This window comes from Paraburkholderia silviterrae, from assembly GCF_004353915.1.
In the GTDB taxonomy this organism is placed as follows: Bacteria; Pseudomonadota; Gammaproteobacteria; order Burkholderiales; family Burkholderiaceae; genus Paraburkholderia; species Paraburkholderia silviterrae.
This window is the reverse complement of sequence record NZ_SMRP01000005.1, coordinates 59189-77464: the sequence shown is the minus strand read 5'-3', so window position 1 is coordinate 77464 and position 18276 is coordinate 59189. Positions and strand designations below refer to the sequence as shown.

Sequence of the window (18276 nt, the reverse complement as noted above, 5' to 3'; positions counted from 1 at the left end):
CCGTCCTTTCGGCCAGGGTGTGGCGGGCCGGTTTTCTCACGTAAACTGGTGTTTTCGTTGGGAGAGCCAGATGTCGACGGTTTATTCGTTTTCGGCCGAGCCGCTCGGTGGCAGCGCGCCGGTGAGCCTTGAGCAGTACGCGGGCAAAGTCATGCTGATCGTCAATACCGCGAGCGAATGCGGATTCACGCCGCAGTACGCAGGCTTGCAGAAGCTGCACCAGCAGTACGCCGCGCGCGGCCTCGCGGTGCTTGGGTTTCCGTGCAATCAGTTCGGCAAGCAGGAGCCGGGCGACGCTGTGCAGATCGGTGCCTTCTGCGAGAAGAATTTCGGCGTCACGTTTGCGCTGTTCGAGAAGATCGAGGTGAACGGGGCAAACGCGCATCCGCTCTACAAGTGGCTCAAGGGCGAGGCGCCGGGGGTGCTCGGCATCGGCCGGATCAAATGGAACTTCACGAAGTTCCTCGTGGACCGCAACGGCAACGTCGTCAAGCGCTATGCGCCGGCCACGAAGCCCGATGCCATCGCCGCGGACATCGAAGCACTGCTGTAAGGGCCGCTGGCGGGCGCGCTACAGAATCGGCGCGAAGAGGCGGGCGACATGCATCGCGATCTTGCGCCACGCGCGGGCGTCGCGGTATTCGCTGCGGTCGATCTCGAAGGTGTGCTCGAAGTCGCGCAGCAGCATCGCCTCTACCTCCGATGCAAAGCCTCGATGCACGGTCAGCACCATGATCTCGAAGTTCAGGCGGAACGAGCGGTTGTCCAGGTTCGCACTGCCGATGGCGGCGGCGGTGTCGTCGATCAGCACGACCTTCTGGTGCAGGAAGCCCGGCTTGTAGCGGAAGATGCGGATGCCCGCGCGCACCGCGTCGAAGGCATAGAGCGTCGAAGCCGCGAACACCACGAAGTGGTCGCGCCGGCTCGGGATCATGATGCGTACGTCCACGCCTCGCAGCGCCGCGAGGCGCAGCGCCGAGAGCACGGCTTCGTCGGGCACGAGGTAGGGCGTGGTGATCCAGATGCGCTTTTTCGCAGCGTTGATGGCTTCCACGAAGAACAGCGAGCATGTTTCCTGCCGATCGGCTGGGCCGGTGGGCATGACGAGGCAGTACATGTCGTCGCCGTCGCGCGGCTTGAGTGCCGGCGGCGCGCAGCCCGGCAGCTCCTGGGTGACCCAGTACCAGTCTTCGGTGAAGGCGAACTGGATGTTCGCCACCACGGGCCCGCGCACTTCGATGTGGGTGTCGCGCCACGGCGAGAGGGGCGGCTTCGCGCCCAGATATTCGACGCCCACATTGTGGCCGCCAACGAAGGCGCGCTCGCCGTCCACCACCACGATTTTGCGGTGGTTGCGGAAATTGAGCTGGAAGCGGTTGACGAAGCGGCGTTTGGTCGAGAACGGATGCACTTCGATGCCGCCCGCGCGCAGGTCGCGCACGTAGCTCGCGGGCAGGTCGAAGCTGCCGATGCTGTCGTAGAGGAACAGCACGCGCACGCCGCGCGCGGCGCAGGCGAGCAGGATCTCCTTGAGCATGTCGCCGAGCGCGTCGGCGCGCACGATGAAGAACTGCACGATCACGTAATGGCGTGCCTCTTCGATGGCGTCGAAGATCGCGGAAAACGTGGCTTCGCCGTTGACGAGCGTGCGCACCGTGTTGCCCGGCACGAGCGGCATGCCGCCCAGGTGCGAGAGCGTGCGGATCACGCGCGTGCTCAATTCGTCGGCTGGCCAGTCGCGCGTATTGGCGAGCTCGTCGGCCGCGTCGCCGGACCGGCTCCAGTCGGGCACATGTGCGCGCGTGCGCAGTGTTTCGTTGCGCACGCGCCGCGCGTCCGCGTAACCCTCGAACTTGCTGCGGCCGAGGAACAGATACGGGATCAGCGTGAGGTAGGGCATCGTCGCGAGCGAGACGGCCCAGGCGATCGCGCCTTGCGAGGTGCGGGTGTTGAGGATGGCGTGGCCCGCCGCGATCACGCCGAGCAGATGGATGATCGCGAGCAGGGTGCCTAGGGTTGACCAGTCGAATCGCATAGAGGCGCGGGACGCTCCTGAAGGCGTGCGGCGCGCGGCGCGAGCGCTGACCAGGCGAGCCCCCAAACGTCCATGCCGCGTGAGCCGGGAAACGACCATCTTACCGAACCCTGTCGGGCGGTGCGATTGGGCTCGCACGCCCACTTTGCGCAAATCGTGGGCGCGTGCGTGTGCGCGGGTGCCCGCCGCCACGCTGCGCCTTCGAGCGCCGCTGGCGGCTACGGCCCTGGATCGGGCCAGTGTCGGGCTCAGGCCGGCAGGTCCGCGGCCTGGATCAGGAACACCTGGTCGTCGCCTGCGCTCGTCGAGAGCCAGACGAGTTCGAGACCGCCGAACGCGGCTTCCACGTGCGCGCGCTCGTTGCCGATCTCGACCACGAGCACGCCCTCGTCGGTCAGCCAGTTGCGCGCTTCGCCGATGATGCGGCGCACGATGTCCATGCCGTCCACGCCGCCCGCGAGCGCCATCTCGGGCTCGTGGCGGTATTCGGGCGGCAGCGCCTGCATCGATTCGGCGTTCACGTATGGCGGATTCGTGATGATCACGTCGTAGCGGCGCTCGGGCAGCGGCGCGTACAGGTCGCCTTCGAAGAGCGAGATGCGCTCGTCGAGGCCGTGCTCGTGCACATTGCGCGCCGCGACTTCGAGCGCGGGCGCCGAGAGATCGACGGCGTCGACATCGGCGTTCGGGAACGCGTGCGCCGCGAGGATCGCGAGGCTCGCCGAGCCCGTGCACAGCTCGAGCACTGCGCTCACTTGCTCTGGGTCTTCCACATAGGGCTGCAGACCGTCTTCGAGCAACTCGCCGATGAACGAGCGCGGCACGATCACGCGCTCGTCGACGTAAAAGCGCAGGCCGTGCATCCACGCTTCCTGCGTGATGTAGGCGGCGGGCACGCGTTCGGTCGCGCGGCGCTCGATCACGCCGAGCACCTTGTCGATCTCTTCGGGCGCGAGGCGCGCGTCGAGAAACGGATCGAGCAGGTCGAGCGGCAGATGCAGCGTGTGCAGGATCAGGTACGCGGCTTCGTCGTAGGCGTTGGACGAGCCGTGGCCGAACGCGAGCTGCGCAGCCGAAAAGCGAGAGACGCCGTAGCGCAGCAGATCGCGCACGGTGGAGAAGGTCGTGGCTAGCGGATGGGTCATGTTTTGTACTCCAGCAGGATTCCAGCAGACTCGGGCGCCGCTCAGGCGATCAATTGTTCCAGCACGCGGCGGTACACGTTCTTGAGCGGGTCGATGAATTTCACTTCGATGTGCTCATCGATCTTGTGGATGCTGCCGTTGGGCGGTCCGAACTCGACGACCTGCGGGCACATGCGCGCAATGAAGCGGCCATCGGACGTGCCGCCCGTGGTCGAGAGCTCCGTGCTCACGCCGGTCTCGTCGAGGATCGACTTCTCGAGCGCGTTCGAGAGCGCGCCGCGCGGGGTGAGGAAGGGCAGGCCGCTCACGCTCCAGTGCAGATCGTATTCGAGGCCGTGCTTGTCGAGGATCTCGTGCACGCGCTTTTGCAGGCCTTCCACCGTGCTGGCCGTCGAGAAGCGGAAGTTGAACATCACGTCGGCGTGGCCGGGGATCACGTTGGAAGCACCGGTGCCGCTATGCATGTTGGAAACCTGCCACGTGGTGGGCGGGAAATATTCGTTGCCGTCATCCCATTTTTCGGCGACGAGCTCGGCCAGCGCCGGCGCGAGCAGATGCACGGGATTCTTCGCGAGATGCGGATACGCGATGTGGCCCTGCACACCCTTCACGACGAGCTTGCCCGACATCGAGCCGCGCCGGCCGTTCTTCACGCAGTCGCCGAGCGTATGCGTGGAAGTGGGCTCGCCCACGATGCAGTAATCCATCTTTTCGCCGCGCGCTTGCAGCGCCTCGACCACCTTGACGGTGCCGTCGGTGGCGGGGCCTTCTTCGTCGCTCGTGATGAGAAAGGCGATCGCGCCGCGATGCTGCGGTTGCGCTGCCACGAACTCTTCGCTGGCCACGACAAAGGCGGCGAGCGAGGTCTTCATGTCGGCGGCGCCGCGGCCCCAGAGCTTGCCGTCACGGTGCGCGGGCTCGAACGGCGGCGAGCTCCATTGCTCGAGGGGGCCCGTGGGCACGACGTCGGTGTGGCCCGCGAAGGCGAGCAGCGGGCCCGCGGTGCCGGCCGTGCCGCGCTTGACGGCCCAGAGGTTGGTCACGCCGTTGGATTCGATGGTTTCGCACGCGAAGCCGAGCGCGGCAAGGCGTTCGGTCATGATGCGCTGGCAGTGCTGGTCGTCGGGCGTCACGGACGCGCGTGCGATCAGGGCTTCGGTAAGGGCGAGGGTGGCGGACATGAATGGACCACTTTCAATAAAAATGCCGGCGCCGCTGATCGAACAGGGGCCGGCAACAGCAAGGAATAACAGTGTGCGCCCGAACAGGAAAACACGTGGCGAAAGCGTGCCAGAGTCGTCCAGCGGGCGCGCGCGGCGCTCAACCGGGGCGTGCCGCGCTCAGGCGAACAGCGTCTCGTACTGATCGGCGGAAAAACCCAGCGTTTTCACGCGGCCGTTCACGGCGAGCACCGGCCGCTTGATGATCGACGGCTTGTGGATCATCAGCGCGATCGCGCCGGCGGTCGTGTCGGCTTCGGCCTTGTGCACGTCGGACAGAGCGCGCCAGGTCGTGCCGCGCTTGTTGATGAGCTGATCCAGCGACACATCCTTGAGCCAGTCCTGAACCAGCGCGTTCGAGACGCCCGCCTTCTTGAAGTCGTGAAACTCGAACTCGACGCCGTGCTCTTCGAGCCACACGCGGGCCTTCTTCACGGTGTCGCAGTTCGGAATGCCGTAGACGACGACGGTCTTTGCGGCCTTCGCCATCAGTCGCCTCGCAGCAGCTCGTTCAGGCCGACCTTGGCGCGCGTCTTCGCGTCCACCTTCTTGACGATCACGGCGCAGTAGAGGCTGTGCGAGCCGTCCTTCGAGGGCAGGTTGCCGGCCACGACGACCGAGCCCGCCGGGATGCGGCCGTACGTAACCTCGCCGGTTTCGCGGTCGTAGATCTTGGTCGACTGGCCGAGATACACGCCCATCGAGATGACCGAGTTTTCCTCGACGATCACGCCTTCCACGACTTCCGAGCGCGCGCCGATGAAGCAGTTGTCTTCGATGATGACGGGGTTGGCCTGCAGCGGCTCCAGCACGCCGCCAATACCCACGCCGCCCGAGAGGTGCACGTTCTTGCCGATCTGCGCGCAGGAGCCGACGGTCGCCCACGTGTCGACCATCGTGCCTTCATCGACATACGCGCCGATGTTGGTGTACGAGGGCATCAGCACGACGTTCTTTGCGATGAACGAGCCGCGGCGCGCGATGGCCGGCGGCACGACGCGAAAGCCGCCCGCGGCGAAGTCTTCAGCCGTGTAGTTGGCGAACTTCGAGGGCACCTTGTCGTAGAACTGGGAGTAGCCGCCGGCGGCCATCGGCGCATTGTCTTCCAGGCGGAACGACAGCAGCACGGCCTTTTTCACCCACTGGTTGACGACCCAGTCGCCGTCCTTCTTCTCGGCGCAGCGCAGTGCGCCACGGTCGAGTTCCGCGATCACATGGGCGACGGCTTCGCGCACGTCGTTCGGCGCGGACTTGGGCGAGAAGTCGGCGCGGTTGTCCCAGGCGGTGTCGATGATCTGCTGAAGTTGTTGCGACATGGTGATGGTTTCGTGTGAGTTCAAATGCGGTGGCTCGCGCACCCGGGGACGGGCGCGCGTACGGAGGTGGCTTTACTGCTTGAGCGAGCGGCAGAAGTCGACGATGCGCTGCGCGCCCTCGATGCACTCCTCGACGTCGGCGACGAGCGCCATGCGGACGAAGTCTTTGCCGGGATTCGCGCCATGCGCTTCGCGCGCGAGATACGAGCCCGGCAGAACCGTAACATTATAGTCGGCGTAGAGGCGCTGGGCGAACGCGGTATCCGTAAGGCCAGTATTCGCGACATTGGCCCAGAGATAGAACGCGGCGTCGGGCAGCTTCACGTCGAGCACGCCGGCGAGCATCGGCGTCACCGTCGAAAACTTCTGCACGTACTTCGCGCGGTTCTCGCGCACGTGCGCCTCGTCGCCCCAGGCGGCGATGCTGGCGCTCTGCCAGACCGGAGAAAGGGCCGAACCGTGGTACGTGCGATAGAGCAGAAAGCGCTTGAGCAGCGCCGCATCGCCCGCGACGAAGCCCGAACGCATGCCAGGCGCGTTCGAGCGCTTCGAGAGGCTCGAAAGCATGATCAGGCGCTCGAAGCCGCGGCCGAGCTGGTGCGCCGCTTCCAGGCCGCCGAGCGGCGGCTGCGATTCGTCGAAGTAGATTTCCGAGTAGCACTCGTCGGAGGCGATCACGAAGCCGTAGCGATCGGACAGCGCGAACAGCTCGCGCCAGTCGTCGAGCGTGAGCACGGCGCCCGTGGGGTTACCCGGCGAGCATACGTAGAGCAGCTGCGTGCGCGCCCAGACGTCTTCAGGCACCTGCGAGTAGTCGCAGGCGAAGTTGCGCTGCGGATCGCTGTTCACGAAGTACGGCTCGGCGCCCGCGAGCAGCGCGGCGCCTTCGTAGATCTGGTAGAACGGATTCGGACAGAGTACGATCGGCCGCTTTGCCGGGTCTTTGGCGCCCGCTGTGGGGTCCACGACCGCCTGGGCGAGCGCGAAGAGCGCCTCGCGCGAGCCGCACACGGGCAGCACTTGCGTGGCCGCATCGATGGCGGGCAAGCCGTAGCGCTCGGTCACCCATTTCGCGATCGCCTCGCGCAGCGCGGGGCTGCCGGCCGTGGCCGGATAGGCCGCAAGGCCGTCGAGCGAGGCGACGATGGCGTCGCGGATCAGCGCGGGCGTCGGATGTTTCGGCTCGCCGATCCCGAAGCTGATGTGGCGCAGGCCGGCATTCGGCGTGACGTCCTTGAAGAGTGCACGCAGCTTTTCGAAGGGATAGGGCTGGAGAGTGTCGAGTAGCGGATTCACTGGCTTGGCGGGCGAAAAGCGAAGACGGGTAGACGGATAGACAGCGCGCGGCGCGATGGCCGGCATCGGCGCTTCGGTTCCGGCGACGACGTGGCCATGTTAGGGCCGGTGTGGGCTGCTGCCCGCCGGTGCGATCCGGCATGGGTGGCGTGGATCGCGGCGGCGCAGCGCCTGTCGTGCGTCGGGTGTGGCTGGTGCGGCTGGAAAAGCGTGAATTATAACTTGGCGCTGCGCCGCCTGCGGGCGCTTGCATGGGTGCGCAGCCGAGGCAAACGGCGGTGGGCGCGGATCCGCCGGACCGGCAGCAGTGGCCGGAGTGGCCCAAGCGCTGCATGGCGCACGAACTGACGCACCACGCGGGAAATCAGGAACTGGAAAAAAGGACAGGTATGCAGTCTGGAAAACGGCCGATGCGCGCTGCTTCCACATCGGCGCGGTGCGGGAGGACAGTGTGATGAGCACGGGCCTGAAGACCGGGTGGCCAACGCTCGCCATCATGATCGGCGCCTCGGTGTGGGGCGTGGTCTGGTATCCGTTGCGCACGCTCGCGAGCCTGGGCCTGACTGGCACGGCCGCCGGGGCCGCAACGAGCGCCGCGGGGTGCCTCTTCGTGCTGCTGCTGCGCCGCCGCTCGATCGCCACGGTGCGCTGGCACTGGGTGCTGCCGATGCTAGGTCTCGCGGCGGGCGTGACCAACATCGGCTTCGTGTGGGGCGCGATCCACGGCGAAGTGATGCGCGTGCTCCTGCTGTTCTATCTCACACCGGCGTGGACGGCGATCTTCGCGCATTTCATCCTGCGCGAGCGCCTCACGTGGTCGGGCGCGGCGCTTTCCGCGCTCTCGCTCGCGGGCGCGGTGCTCATGCTGTGGTCGCCGAAACTGGGCCTGCCGCTGCCGGCCAGCCTGGCCGAATGGGCGGGGCTCGCGGGCGGCATCGGTTTCGCGATGAGCAACGTGCTCGTGGTGAAGACGAGCCGCGTGCTGCCGCAGATGAAGCCGGAGATGCGCACGGCCGTGATTTTCGGCGGGGCGGCGATCTTCGGCGCTGTGGCGTCGCACTTCGAGCCGATGCCGGTGCTGCACGCCGGCGAGTCGCTTGCCCGCATCGTGCTGCTCGTACTCGTGCTCGGCCTGCTGCTCAGCTCGAACAACATGCTCGTGCAGTACGGTCTCGCGCGCGTGCCGGCGAACCGGGCGTCGATCATCATGCTGTTCGAGCTCGTGGTGACCGCGCTCTCGTCGTGGCTGCTCGCGGGCGAGACGCCGGGGCCGCGCGAATGGGCGGGCGGCGCGTGCATCGTGCTGGCTTCGCTGCTGTCGAGCTGGGTGCACCGCGTGCAGGACACCGGCAAGCGCGCAGAGCAAGAAAAGCACGCTAGCGCCGACGCCAGCGCGATTGCCCACGCACAAGCGTGCCCCATCGACGAAAGCGGGGATGACGACGCCGGCGCCAATGGCACCGGCGGCCCGCGCGCTTCGGCGCGAAGCGGGCGGAATGGCGCGCGCACGATGGTATGATTGCCGCTGATCCTCGCCGGCCGGGCGCGCACATGCCGCTCTGCATGGCGAGCCGTGGCGGCTGCCCGACATGCCCAAGATGCCCGAAGCGCGAGCGCCATGTGGCGCGTCGCTGCGCCGTGCGACCCGTGACGAGGTCGGCGGCACGGGGCTTGGGGCGCAGGCGGTCCCGTTCACTCTCCCTATTCAAACAGCGATATCGCCGTGCGTCTGACCTCGATTAAACTCGCTGGCTTCAAATCCTTCGTCGATCCCACGCATTTCCAGGTCCCGGGCCAACTCGTCGGGGTGGTCGGGCCGAATGGCTGTGGCAAATCGAACATCATCGACGCCGTGCGCTGGGTGCTCGGCGAATCCCGCGCGTCTGAGCTGCGCGGCGAGTCGATGCAGGACGTCATCTTCAACGGTTCCACCGCACGCAAGCCTGGCAGCCGCGCGAGCGTCGAGCTCGTATTCGACAATGCCGACGGGCGCGCCGCGGGCCAGTGGGGCCAGTATGCCGAGATCGCCGTCAAGCGCGTGCTCACGCGCGACGGCACCTCGAGCTACTACATCAACAATCTGCCGGCGCGCCGGCGCGACATCCAGGACATTTTCCTCGGCACCGGCCTCGGGCCCCGTGCGTACGCCATCATCGGGCAGGGCATGATCGCGCGCATCATCGAGGCGAAGCCCGAAGAGCTGCGCGTGTTCCTCGAAGAGGCCGCGGGCGTCTCGAAATACAAGGAGCGCCGCCGCGAGACGGAAAACCGTCTGCACGACACGCGCGAGAACCTCACGCGCGTCGAGGACATCGTGCGCGAGCTCTCGACGAATCTGGAGAAGCTCGAAGGCCAGGCCGTGGTCGCGACGAAGTTCCGCGAGCTGCAGGCCGAAGGCGAGGAAAAGCAGCGCCTGCTGTGGCTCTTGCGCAAGAACGAAGCGGCCAGCGAGCAGCAGCGCCAGCAACGCGCGATCGAGCACGCGCAGATCGATCTCGAGCGGCACACCGCGCAACTGCGCGAAGTCGAGGCGCAGCTCGAAACGCTGCGGGTGGCGAACTATTCGGCGAGCGATGCGATGCAGGGCGCGCAAGGCGCGCTCTATGAGGCGAATGCCGAAGTGAGCCGCCTCGAAGCGGAAATCAAGTTCATCGTCGAATCGCGCAATCGCGTGCAGGCGCAGATCGCGGCGCTCACTGCGCAACGCGAGCAATGGCAGGTGCAGGCGCAGAAGGCGCAGGACGACATCGCGGACGCCGAAGAGCAGCTCGCGATGGGTGAGGAAAAGGCGGCTATCGCCGAAGAGCAGGCGGCAGCGAAGCAGGAAGCGCTGCCCGCGCTCGAAAACCGCTGGCGCGACGCGCAGGCTCAGTTGAACGACGAGCGCGCGGGCATTTCGCGCACCGAACAGGCGATCAAGCTCGAAGCCGCGCATCAGCGCAACGCCGACCAGATGCTCCAGCAGCTTCAGCAGCGCCACGAGCGCCTGAAGGCGGAGGAAGGCGGCCTCGACGCGCCCGACGAAGCGCAGCTCGAAGAGTTGCGCATGCAACTGGCCGAGCAGGAAGAGATCCTGCGCGAAGCGCAGGAACGTCTTGCCGACGCGCAGGACACGGTGCCGCGCCTCGACGCGGAGCGCCGCGCCGCGCACGAGCGCGTGCAGGCCGAAGGCGCGCAGATCCATCAGCTCGAAGCGCGCCTCGCGGCGCTCAAGCAGCTGCAGGAGAACGTGCAGACCGAAGGCAAGATCCAGCCGTGGCTCGAGCGCCATGAACTGGGCGCGCTGCCGCGGCTGTGGAAAAAGCTGCACGTCGAAGCCGGTTGGGAAACCGCGCTCGAAGCCGTGCTGCGCGAGCGCCTGGCCGCCCTCGAAGTGTCGAACCTCGACTGGGTGAAGGCATTCGCGACCGACGCGCCGCCGGCCAAGCTCGCGTTCTACGCGCCGCCGCCGGCCGGACAGGCGACGGCCGCGCCCGCGGGGCTCACGCCGCTGCTCTCGCTCGTGCGCATCGACGATGCGGGCCTGCGCGCGGTGCTCAACGAATGGCTCGGCACGGCGTTCGTCGCTACCGATCTCGCCGAAGCGCTTGGCAAGCGCGCGCAGTTGCCGGAAGGCGGCGCGTTCGTGGTGAAGGCCGGCCACACGGTCACGCGCGTAGGTGTGCAGCTCTACGCCGCCGATTCGGAGCAGGCGGGCATGCTCGCGCGCCAGCAGGAAATCGAGAATCTCACGCGCCAGGTGCGCGCCCAGGCGCTGCTCGCCGACGACGCGCGCGCCGCAGCCGTGCGTGCGGAGGCGGCGCACACCCAGGCGGCCCAGGCGCTCACCGAACTGCGCCAGCAGGCCGAGCGCGCCACGCAGCGCGTGCATGCGCTGCAGATGGAGGTGCTCAAGCTCACCCAGGCGCACGAGCGCTATACGGCGCGCAGCACGCAGATTCGCGAGGAACTCGAAGAGATCCGCACGCAGATCGAAGAGCAGCGCGCGCTGCGCGCGGAATCGGAGGCGAACTTCGAGCGCCACGACGTCGAACTCGCGGAATTGCAGGCTCGCTTCGAAGACAACCAACTGGCGTTCGAGGCACTCGACGAGGAATTGGGCGCCGCCCGCAACGAAGCGCGCGATCTCGAGCGCGCGGCCGGCGATGCGCGCTTCGCGGCGCGCAACATGGCCAATCGCATCGAGGAGCTCAAGCGCAATATCCAGGTCGCGCACGACCAGAGCGAGCGGGTGGCCGTCTCGCTCGAAGACGCGCGCGCGGAACTGGAAACGATCAATGAGCAGACCGCGCACACGGGCCTGCAGGACGCGCTAGAGATTCGCGCGGTGAAGGAAGAGGCGTTGCGCGCCGCGCGCGCCGAACTCGACGACCTCAGCGCAAAGCTGCGCGCGGCCGACGAGACGCGCCTCACCGCGGAGCGCGCGCTTCAGCCGCTGCGCGACCGCATCACCGAATTGCAGTTGAAGGAGCAGGCCGCGCGCCTGAACGGCGAGCAGTTCGCCGAGCAATTGCAGGCCGCGGGCGTGGACGAAGCCGCGCTGCAGAAGAAGCTCACGCCCGAGCTCAAGCCCTCGTACCTGCAGGGCGAAGTCACGCGCATCAACAACGCGATCGCGGCGCTCGGGCCGGTCAACATGGCCGCGCTCGACGAACTGGCTGCCGCGAAGGAGCGCAAGAGCTTCCTCGACGCGCAGTCCACCGACCTCACGAGCGCGATCGAAACGCTCGAAGACGCCATCCGCAAGATCGATCAGGAAACGCGCACGCTGCTGCAAGGCACCTTCGACGAGGTGAACCGGCATTTCGGCGACCTGTTCCCGCGCCTGTTCGGCGGCGGCCAGGCAAAGCTCATCATGACCGGCGACGAGATTCTGGACGCCGGCGTGCAGGTGATGGCGCAGCCGCCCGGCAAGAAGAACTCGACGATCCACCTGCTGTCGGGCGGCGAGAAGGCACTCACCGCCACGGCGCTCGTGTTCGCGATGTTCCAGTTGAACCCGGCGCCGTTCTGTCTGCTCGACGAAGTGGACGCGCCGCTCGACGACGCCAACACCGAACGCTTCGCCAATCTGGTGCGCGCGATGTCGGACAAGACGCAGTTCCTGTTCATCTCGCACAACAAGATCGCGATGGAGATGGCGCAGCAGTTGATTGGCGTGACGATGCAGGAGCAGGGTGTTTCGCGCATTGTTGCAGTCGACATGGAAGCGGCCGCGGGTTTCGCACAGAATACGGCCTGATGGTCTGAAGGGCGGGTCTGAATAACGACGGCGCGCGGCGCGCGACCGGCAACGCCTGCGTTTTACCGCAAGGGCGGCTGTCGCGAATGCCGCTGTCGCCACGCACGCGGCGCGCGCGTCCTCGAAGGACGAGGCGCGCCGCCGGAAAAGAATTGCAGATGGAGCATGCATGGATCAGTTGACTCTCGGGTTGATCGGCGCGGGTGCCGTGGTCGTCGGGGGCGTGGTGGTGTACAACGCCTGGCAGAGCGCCAGGGTGCGCCGGCGCATGCCGCGCCCGATGCCCGAGGAAGCGGCCGAGGCGCCGCTGCGCGACGACCTGAACGAGCAGAGCCCGTTCATCGAGCCGGCCCGCGCGCCGTCCAGACGCGAGCCGTCGCTCGCGGGCGCCAGCACCGCCGAGGAGCGCGTCGAGCCGGGTTTCGGAACGGCGGCGCCGGCCGATACAGCCGTGGATATTCAGGCCGAGAACACCTCGCCGAACGGTTTTCCGGAAGCCGGGACTGAGGAGGCCGAGGGCAACGATTTGTCCGCGTCTGCCACCGGGCACGGCGAGCCGGCCGATGCGCCGGGCAAGCAGGCGGCACGCGGCGCAAAGGATGACAAGCACGACGAGAAGCGCGATGAGACGCGCGACGAAGACGAACGCGTCGAACCGGTGCTGCCTGCCGCCACGACGATCTCTTCTGCGCCGCCGGCCATCGTCGATCGACGCATCGACTGCATCGTGCCGATCCGGCTTGGCGGGCCGCTGCCCGGCGAGCGCGTGATTCCGCTTGCGCAGCGCCTGCGCCGCGCCGGCAGCAAGCCGGTGCACATAGAAGGCAAGCCCGAAGGCGGCGACGGCTGGGAGCTGCTGCAAAACGGCGTGCGCTATGAAGAATTGCGCGCGGCCGCGCAACTGGCGAACCGCAACGGCCCGCTCAACGAACTCGAGTTTTCCGAGTTCGTAGCGGGGGTGCAGCAGTTCGCGGATGCGCTCGACGGCTTGCCCGAATTCCCCGATATGACGGAAACCGTCGCCATGGCCCGCGAGCTCGACGGCTTCGCGGCGCAGTGCGATGCCCAGCTTCAGATCAACGTGCTTTCGGACGGCGCGCCGTGGTCGGCGAATTACGTGCAGGCGGTTGCAGCCCAGGACGGCTTGCTGCTCTCGCGCGACGGCACGCGTTTCGTGAAGCTCGACGCGAAGCAGAGCCCGGTGTTCATGCTGCAGTTCGGCGACACCAATTTCCTGCGCGACGACCTCACCTACAAGGGCGGCCAGATGATCACGCTGATCCTCGACGTGCCCGTGGCCGACGAAGACATCCTGCCGTTCCGCCTGATGTGCGATTACGCCCGCTCGCTCGCGGAGCGCATCGGTGGGCGCGTGGTGGACGACCAGCGCCGGCCGTTGCCGGAATCGGTGCTGCAGTCCATCGACAAGCAACTCATGACGCTCTATGCGAAGCTCGAGCAGGCCGGCATTCCGGCGGGCTCGGCGGCGACGCGGCGGCTCTTCAGCCAGTAAGGGCAATAGCGTTGCCCACGCACGAGGCGCGGCGCCATGATGGAGCCGCGCTTTTTTTTTGTGCGCGATGCAATCGCGAACGAACGCGTACGAGTGGGTACGAATGCGACCGAAGCGGGCTGTTCGTGCATGGGCGCTGGGCGCCGTTCGATGCGGCGGATATGTTGCGGTGCGATAGAGGATTGCAGTGCGATCAAGTTCGCCTCCGGCAAGCAGAGCGTCAATGCAATCAGGCTGACGTTGGCCGTTCGGCCAGGACCTTCGCGAGCGCCGTTCGGCGGCGCACGAAGCTGGCCGCTCGGCCGATGCCACGCAGGTGGCTTCCTGAGATAATCTGACAATCCAAACCACTCAGAAGAAGCCGCCCCAAGCATGGTCCGTTCTCCCGCCCGTCCTCCCGAAGAATCCACTGCGGCGCAGCGCGCGGCGTGGTTGTGCGCCGAACTCGAACGCGCCAATCACGCGTACTACGTGCTCGACCAGCCGGAGCTGCCAGACGCGGAATACGACAAGCTGTTCCGCGAGCTGCAAAGCATCGAGGCCGAACACCCGGAGCTCGTCTCGCCCGATTCGCCCACGCAGCGTGTGGGGGGGGAGGCGGCGGCCGGTTTCGAGCCGGTGTTGCACGATGTGCCCATGCTTTCGCTCAACAACGGCTTCGCGGACGAAGACATCGTCGCGTTCGACAAGCGCGTGTCCGATGCGCTCGACAAGCCCGAAGGCGACCCGGTCGAGTACGCCTGCGAGCTCAAGTTCGATGGCCTTGCCATCTCGCTGCGCTATCTGGACGGCGTGTTCGTGCAGGCCTCCACGCGTGGCGACGGCACGACCGGCGAGAACGTCACGGAAAACGTGCGCACCATCCGCTCGCTGCCGCTGCGGCTGAAAGGCGAGCACGTGCCGAAGGTGCTCGATGTACGCGGCGAGGTGCTGATGTTCCGCCGCGACTTCGACCGCATGAACGAGCGTCAGCGCGAAGCCGGTCACAAGGAGTTTGCGAACCCGCGCAATGCGGCGGCGGGCAGCCTGCGCCAACTCGATCCGAAGATCACCGCGCAGCGGCCCTTGTCGTTCTTCGCGTACGGTATCGGTGTGCTCGAAGGCGAGCCCATGCCCGCGACGCACAGCGAGCTGCTCGACTGGTACGCGCAAATGGGCTTGCCGGTGAACAGCGAGCGCGCGGTCGTGAAGGGCGCACAGGGGCTGCTGGACTTCTTCCGCGTCGTGGGCGAGAAGCGCGACTCGCTGCCCTACGATATCGACGGCGTGGTCTACAAGGTCAACCGCCGCGCGGAGCAGGACGCGCTCGGTTTCGTCTCGCGCGCGCCGCGCTTCGCGCTCGCCCACAAATTTCCGGCGCAGGAAGCGCTCACGACGGTTCTCGCCATCGACGTGCAGGTGGGCCGCACCGGCGCCATCACGCCGGTCGCGCGGCTCGAGCCCGTGTTCGTGGGCGGCGCGACCGTCACGAACGCCACGCTGCACAACGAAGACGAAGTGCGCCGCAAGGACATCCGCATCGGCGACACGGTCGTCGTGCGCCGCGCCGGCGACGTGATTCCCGAGGTAGTGAGCGCGCTCATCGAGCGCCGCCCCGCGGATGCCCGCGAGTTCGTGATGCCCACCGAGTGTCCGGTGTGCGGCTCGAGCATCGAGCGCTTGCCCGACGAAGCAATCGCCCGCTGCACCGGCGGCCTCTTCTGCCCGGCGCAGCGCAAGCAGGCGCTGTGGCACTTCGCGCAGCGCCGCGCGCTCGACATCGACGGTCTTGGCGAAAAGATCATCGACCAGCTCGTCGATCAGAATCTCGTGCGCACTCCGGCTGACCTGTTCAATCTCGGATTTTCCACGCTGGCGGAGCTCGACCGCATGGCGGACAAGTCGGCACAGAATCTGCTTGATTCGCTCGAAAAGGCCAAATCCACCACGCTGGCGCGTTTCATCTACGCGCTCGGTATCCGCCACGTGGGCGAATCCACGGCGAAGGATCTGGCGAAGCATTTCGGCTCGCTCGACCCCATCATGGACGCGTCCATCGAGCAGCTGCTCGAAGTGAACGATGTCGGGCCAATCGTGGCCGAGTCGATTCATCAGTTCTTTGCGGAAGAACATAACCGCACTGTAATCGAGCAACTGCGCGCACCGGGCAAGGTCAGATGGGCGGACGGTCCGCCCGCGCCGAAGGCGCCGGCAGGCGTGCTGGCGGGCAAGACGGTGGTGCTCACCGGCACGCTGCCTACGCTCAAGCGCGAAGAGGCGAAAGAGATGCTGGAGGCGGCCGGCGCGAAGGTGGCCGGCTCGGTGTCGAAGAAGACCGACTACGTGGTGGCGGGCGCCGACGCGGGCAGCAAGCTCGCGAAAGCCGAGGAACTCGGCGTGCCGGTGCTCGACGAAGAAGGGTTGCACAAGCTCCTGGAGGGGCACACGACATGATTCGCGAAATTCTCAGAATGGGCGATCCGCGCCTGCTCGGCATCGCCAGACCGGTCGACCATTTCGACACGCCCGAGCTGCACGAACTGATCGCCGACATGTTCGACACGATGCATGCCGCGAATGGGGCGGGACTTGCCGCTCCGCAGATCGGCGTTGACTTGCAGGTGGTGATCTTCGGCTTCGAAGACAACGAGCGCTATCCCGAAGCGCCGTCGGTGCCGCGCACGGTGCTGATCAATCCGGTCATCCATCCGCTTTCGCACGACATGGAAGAGGGCTGGGAAGGCTGCCTCTCGGTGCCAGGCATGCGCGGCGCGGTGAGCCGCTATTCGATGATTCGCTACGACGGCTTCGACCAGTACGGCAATCCCATCGAGCGCGTGGCGGAAGGCTTTCACGCGCGCGTGGTCCAGCACGAATGCGACCATTTGATCGGCAAGCTTTACCCCATGCGCATCACCGACTTCTCGAAGTTCGGCTTCACCGACATCCTGTTCCCCAATCTCGACCCGAAGATCGACGAGTGAGAGCGCTCGCGCACGAAATCAGGCGCGCATGAAAAACGGGAGCCAGGCGGCTCCCGTTTTTTGTTACGGCCGCCCGCACGCGATGCGCGAGCTTCAGCCGCCTCAGAAGGCTTCGTCAGCCGACAGATAGCGCCATTGCCCTTGCGGCAGCGCGCCCAAAAGCACGCGGCCCATGCGCACGCGCTTGAGGCCCACTACCTTCAGCCCGACCAGTTCGCACATGCGGCGGATCTGACGCTTCTTGCCTTCGCGCAGCACGAAACGCAGTTGCTCGCCGTTCTGCCAACTCACCATCGCGGGCTTGAGCGGGACCTCGTCGAGCGCGAGGCCGTGGCGCAGCTTCGCCAGCAGCTCGGGCGGGAAGTGCTGGTCGACTTCGGTCTCGATGTCGCCATAGGTCACGCGCACGAGGTATTCCTTGTCGATATCGGAACTTTCGCCAATCAACTGCTTCGCTACACGGCCGTCCTGGGTGAGGACGAGCAGACCCGTCGAGTCGATGTCGAGGCGGCCCGCCGGCGCGAGCGTACGCAGGTGTTGCGCCGAAAAACGGATGCCCGAGTGGTCGCCGTCCCAATGATTGCCGGCGGTGACGAGCGTGGCCGCCGGCTCATAGCCGTCTTCGGCCTGACCCGACACATAGCCCACCGGCTTGTGCAGCAGGATGGTCACCTGGCGCGCCTGCGCGGCGAGCGCGGCGGGGTCGACTTCGATGCGCTGCTCCGGCGTGACCTTTGCGCCTAGCGTGTCGACGACTTCACCGTCCACATAGACCCAGCCTTTCTCGATCCACTCGTCGGCCTCGCGGCGCGAGCACAGGCCCAGCTCCGACATGCGCTTGGACAGGCGCAGCGCATTGTCACTGTCGACTTCCGCGCGTGTAGCGCGCTGCGGCGCCTGGTCGGCGCCCTTCGCGAAGGATTTCGGTCCGGGTTTGCGTGCACGCGTGTCTTCCGCGCCGCGCCGCTCACGGGGGGCGAACGATTCGCCATCGTTGCGGCTGCGGGGACGCGCGCCAGCGCCGTTGCGCTCGTTTGCGTCGGCCCAGGAGGATTTCACCGGGCGTGCGAAGCCCTGGTCATTGCGCGGGCGCCGTTCGTCGGAGCCCTCGTCGCGGCGAAACGCGGGGCGATCGCCGCGCGGTGCGGCCCCCGGTGCGCGGCGATCGGCTGGGAACGCGCGGCGTTCCTGGTTTTCGCCGCGTGCGCGGCCGGGGCGCTGGCCTTCGTCATCGTTGCGGCGCGGGGGGCGCCGCTCGCCGCCTTCATCGCGCGAACGGAAGGGACGCTGGCCTTCGTCACCGCTGCGACGCGGGGGGCGCCGCTCGCCACCTTCGTCACGTGAACGGAAGGGACGCTGGCCTTCGTCACCGCTGCGGGGCGTGAAGCGGCGTTCGCCGCCTTCGTCACGTGAACGGAAGGGACGCTGGCCTGCGTCACCGCTGCGACGCGGGGGGCGCCGCTCGCCACCTTCATCGCGCGAACGGAAGGGACGCTTGCCTTCGTCCCCGCTGCGGGGCGTGAAGCGGCGCTCGCCACCTTCGTCA

The 18276-nt window shown here is 66.9% G+C and carries 13 protein-coding genes; 6 read left to right on the top strand and 7 right to left on the bottom strand.

The genetic code is table 11. The features are described 5' to 3' along the window. The first annotated feature begins 70 nt into the window (after positions 1-70). Positions 71-553 carry a glutathione peroxidase gene (locus EYW47_RS12625; protein WP_133195191.1) on the top strand — a complete coding sequence of 161 codons (483 nt, stop codon included), beginning with the start codon at positions 71-73 and terminating at the stop codon, positions 551-553. An 18-nt stretch (positions 554-571) separates the two neighbouring features. On the opposite strand, the gene cls is transcribed toward EYW47_RS12625, so the two are convergent. From cls to dapC, 6 genes are all read right to left on the bottom strand, one after another. Then, a complete protein-coding gene (gene cls / locus EYW47_RS12620) occupies positions 572-2035 on the bottom strand; it encodes a cardiolipin synthase (RefSeq protein ID WP_133195190.1) in 1464 nt (487 codons plus the stop codon). A 248-nt stretch (positions 2036-2283) separates the two neighbouring features. Beyond that, positions 2284-3180, bottom strand: coding sequence for a 50S ribosomal protein L3 N(5)-glutamine methyltransferase (gene prmB / locus EYW47_RS12615; RefSeq protein WP_133195189.1), 897 nt, complete (start codon positions 3178-3180; stop codon positions 2284-2286). Positions 3181-3221: 41 nt separating this feature from the next. Continuing rightward, positions 3222-4361 carry a succinyl-diaminopimelate desuccinylase gene (gene dapE / locus EYW47_RS12610; RefSeq protein ID WP_133195188.1) on the bottom strand — a complete coding sequence of 380 codons (1140 nt, stop codon included), beginning with the start codon at positions 4359-4361 and terminating at the stop codon, positions 3222-3224. Between the two features lie 159 nt (positions 4362-4520). Beyond that, complete coding sequence (locus EYW47_RS12605; RefSeq protein ID WP_133195187.1) at positions 4521-4889, bottom strand: ArsC family reductase; 369 nt, start codon at positions 4887-4889, stop codon at positions 4521-4523. Continuing rightward, complete coding sequence (gene dapD, locus EYW47_RS12600) at positions 4889-5716, bottom strand: 2,3,4,5-tetrahydropyridine-2,6-dicarboxylate N-succinyltransferase (RefSeq protein WP_133195186.1); 828 nt, start codon at positions 5714-5716, stop codon at positions 4889-4891. Before dapD ends, EYW47_RS12605 begins: the two co-directional genes overlap by 1 nt. 72 nt (positions 5717-5788) lie before the next feature. Continuing rightward, entirely contained in the window at positions 5789-7078 is a 1290-nt protein-coding gene (gene dapC, locus EYW47_RS12595) for a succinyldiaminopimelate transaminase (protein WP_133195185.1), read from the bottom strand. Positions 7079-7466: 388 nt separating this feature from the next. On the opposite strand from dapC, the gene EYW47_RS12590 reads away from it, so the two are divergent. From EYW47_RS12590 to def, 5 genes are all read left to right on the top strand, one after another. Then, positions 7467-8531 (top strand): DMT family transporter, encoded by a 1065-nt coding sequence (locus tag EYW47_RS12590; protein ID WP_133195184.1) that lies wholly within the window; start codon positions 7467-7469, stop codon positions 8529-8531. 204 nt (positions 8532-8735) lie between these two features. Beyond that, the gene (smc, locus tag EYW47_RS12585) at positions 8736-12254 is read left to right on the top strand and encodes a chromosome segregation protein SMC (protein ID WP_133195183.1); all 3519 of its coding nucleotides are present in this window, start codon (positions 8736-8738) and stop codon (positions 12252-12254) included. A 169-nt stretch (positions 12255-12423) separates the two neighbouring features. Further along, positions 12424-13767 (top strand): cell division protein ZipA C-terminal FtsZ-binding domain-containing protein, encoded by a 1344-nt coding sequence (locus tag EYW47_RS12580; RefSeq protein WP_133195182.1) that lies wholly within the window; start codon positions 12424-12426, stop codon positions 13765-13767. A 372-nt stretch (positions 13768-14139) separates the two neighbouring features. Then, positions 14140-16200: an NAD-dependent DNA ligase LigA gene (gene ligA / locus EYW47_RS12575; protein ID WP_133195181.1), complete on the top strand. Its 2061-nt coding sequence runs from the start codon at positions 14140-14142 to the stop codon at positions 16198-16200. Beyond that, positions 16197-16730: a peptide deformylase gene (gene def, locus EYW47_RS12570; protein WP_133195180.1), complete on the top strand. Its 534-nt coding sequence runs from the start codon at positions 16197-16199 to the stop codon at positions 16728-16730. Before ligA ends, def begins: the two co-directional genes overlap by 4 nt. A gap of 102 nt (positions 16731-16832) precedes the next feature. Here def and EYW47_RS12565 read toward each other — a convergent pair. Further along, positions 16833-18276 (bottom strand): pseudouridine synthase (locus EYW47_RS12565; protein ID WP_133195436.1); only part of this gene is annotated, 1444 nt, incomplete at its 5' end.

What these genes read in the sequence shown, in the direction of transcription:
- prmB (WP_133195189.1), bottom strand. Translation starts at nt 3,180, where the DNA reads ATGACCCATCCGCTAGCCACGACCTTCTCCACCGTGCGCGATCTGCTG.
- EYW47_RS12590 (WP_133195184.1), top strand. Translation starts at nt 7,467, where the DNA reads ATGAGCACGGGCCTGAAGACCGGGTGGCCAACGCTCGCCATCATGATC.
- def (WP_133195180.1), top strand. Translation starts at nt 16,197, where the DNA reads ATGATTCGCGAAATTCTCAGAATGGGCGATCCGCGCCTGCTCGGCATC.
- dapD (WP_133195186.1), bottom strand. Translation starts at nt 5,716, where the DNA reads ATGTCGCAACAACTTCAGCAGATCATCGACACCGCCTGGGACAACCGC.
- dapC (WP_133195185.1), bottom strand. Translation starts at nt 7,078, where the DNA reads ATGCCGGCCATCGCGCCGCGCGCTGTCTATCCGTCTACCCGTCTTCGC.
- EYW47_RS12625 (WP_133195191.1), top strand. Translation starts at nt 71, where the DNA reads ATGTCGACGGTTTATTCGTTTTCGGCCGAGCCGCTCGGTGGCAGCGCG.
- EYW47_RS12605 (WP_133195187.1), bottom strand. Translation starts at nt 4,889, where the DNA reads ATGGCGAAGGCCGCAAAGACCGTCGTCGTCTACGGCATTCCGAACTGC.
- EYW47_RS12580 (WP_133195182.1), top strand. Translation starts at nt 12,424, where the DNA reads ATGGATCAGTTGACTCTCGGGTTGATCGGCGCGGGTGCCGTGGTCGTC.
- cls (WP_133195190.1), bottom strand. Translation starts at nt 2,035, where the DNA reads ATGCGATTCGACTGGTCAACCCTAGGCACCCTGCTCGCGATCATCCAT.
- ligA (WP_133195181.1), top strand. Translation starts at nt 14,140, where the DNA reads ATGGTCCGTTCTCCCGCCCGTCCTCCCGAAGAATCCACTGCGGCGCAG.
- dapE (WP_133195188.1), bottom strand. Translation starts at nt 4,361, where the DNA reads ATGTCCGCCACCCTCGCCCTTACCGAAGCCCTGATCGCACGCGCGTCC.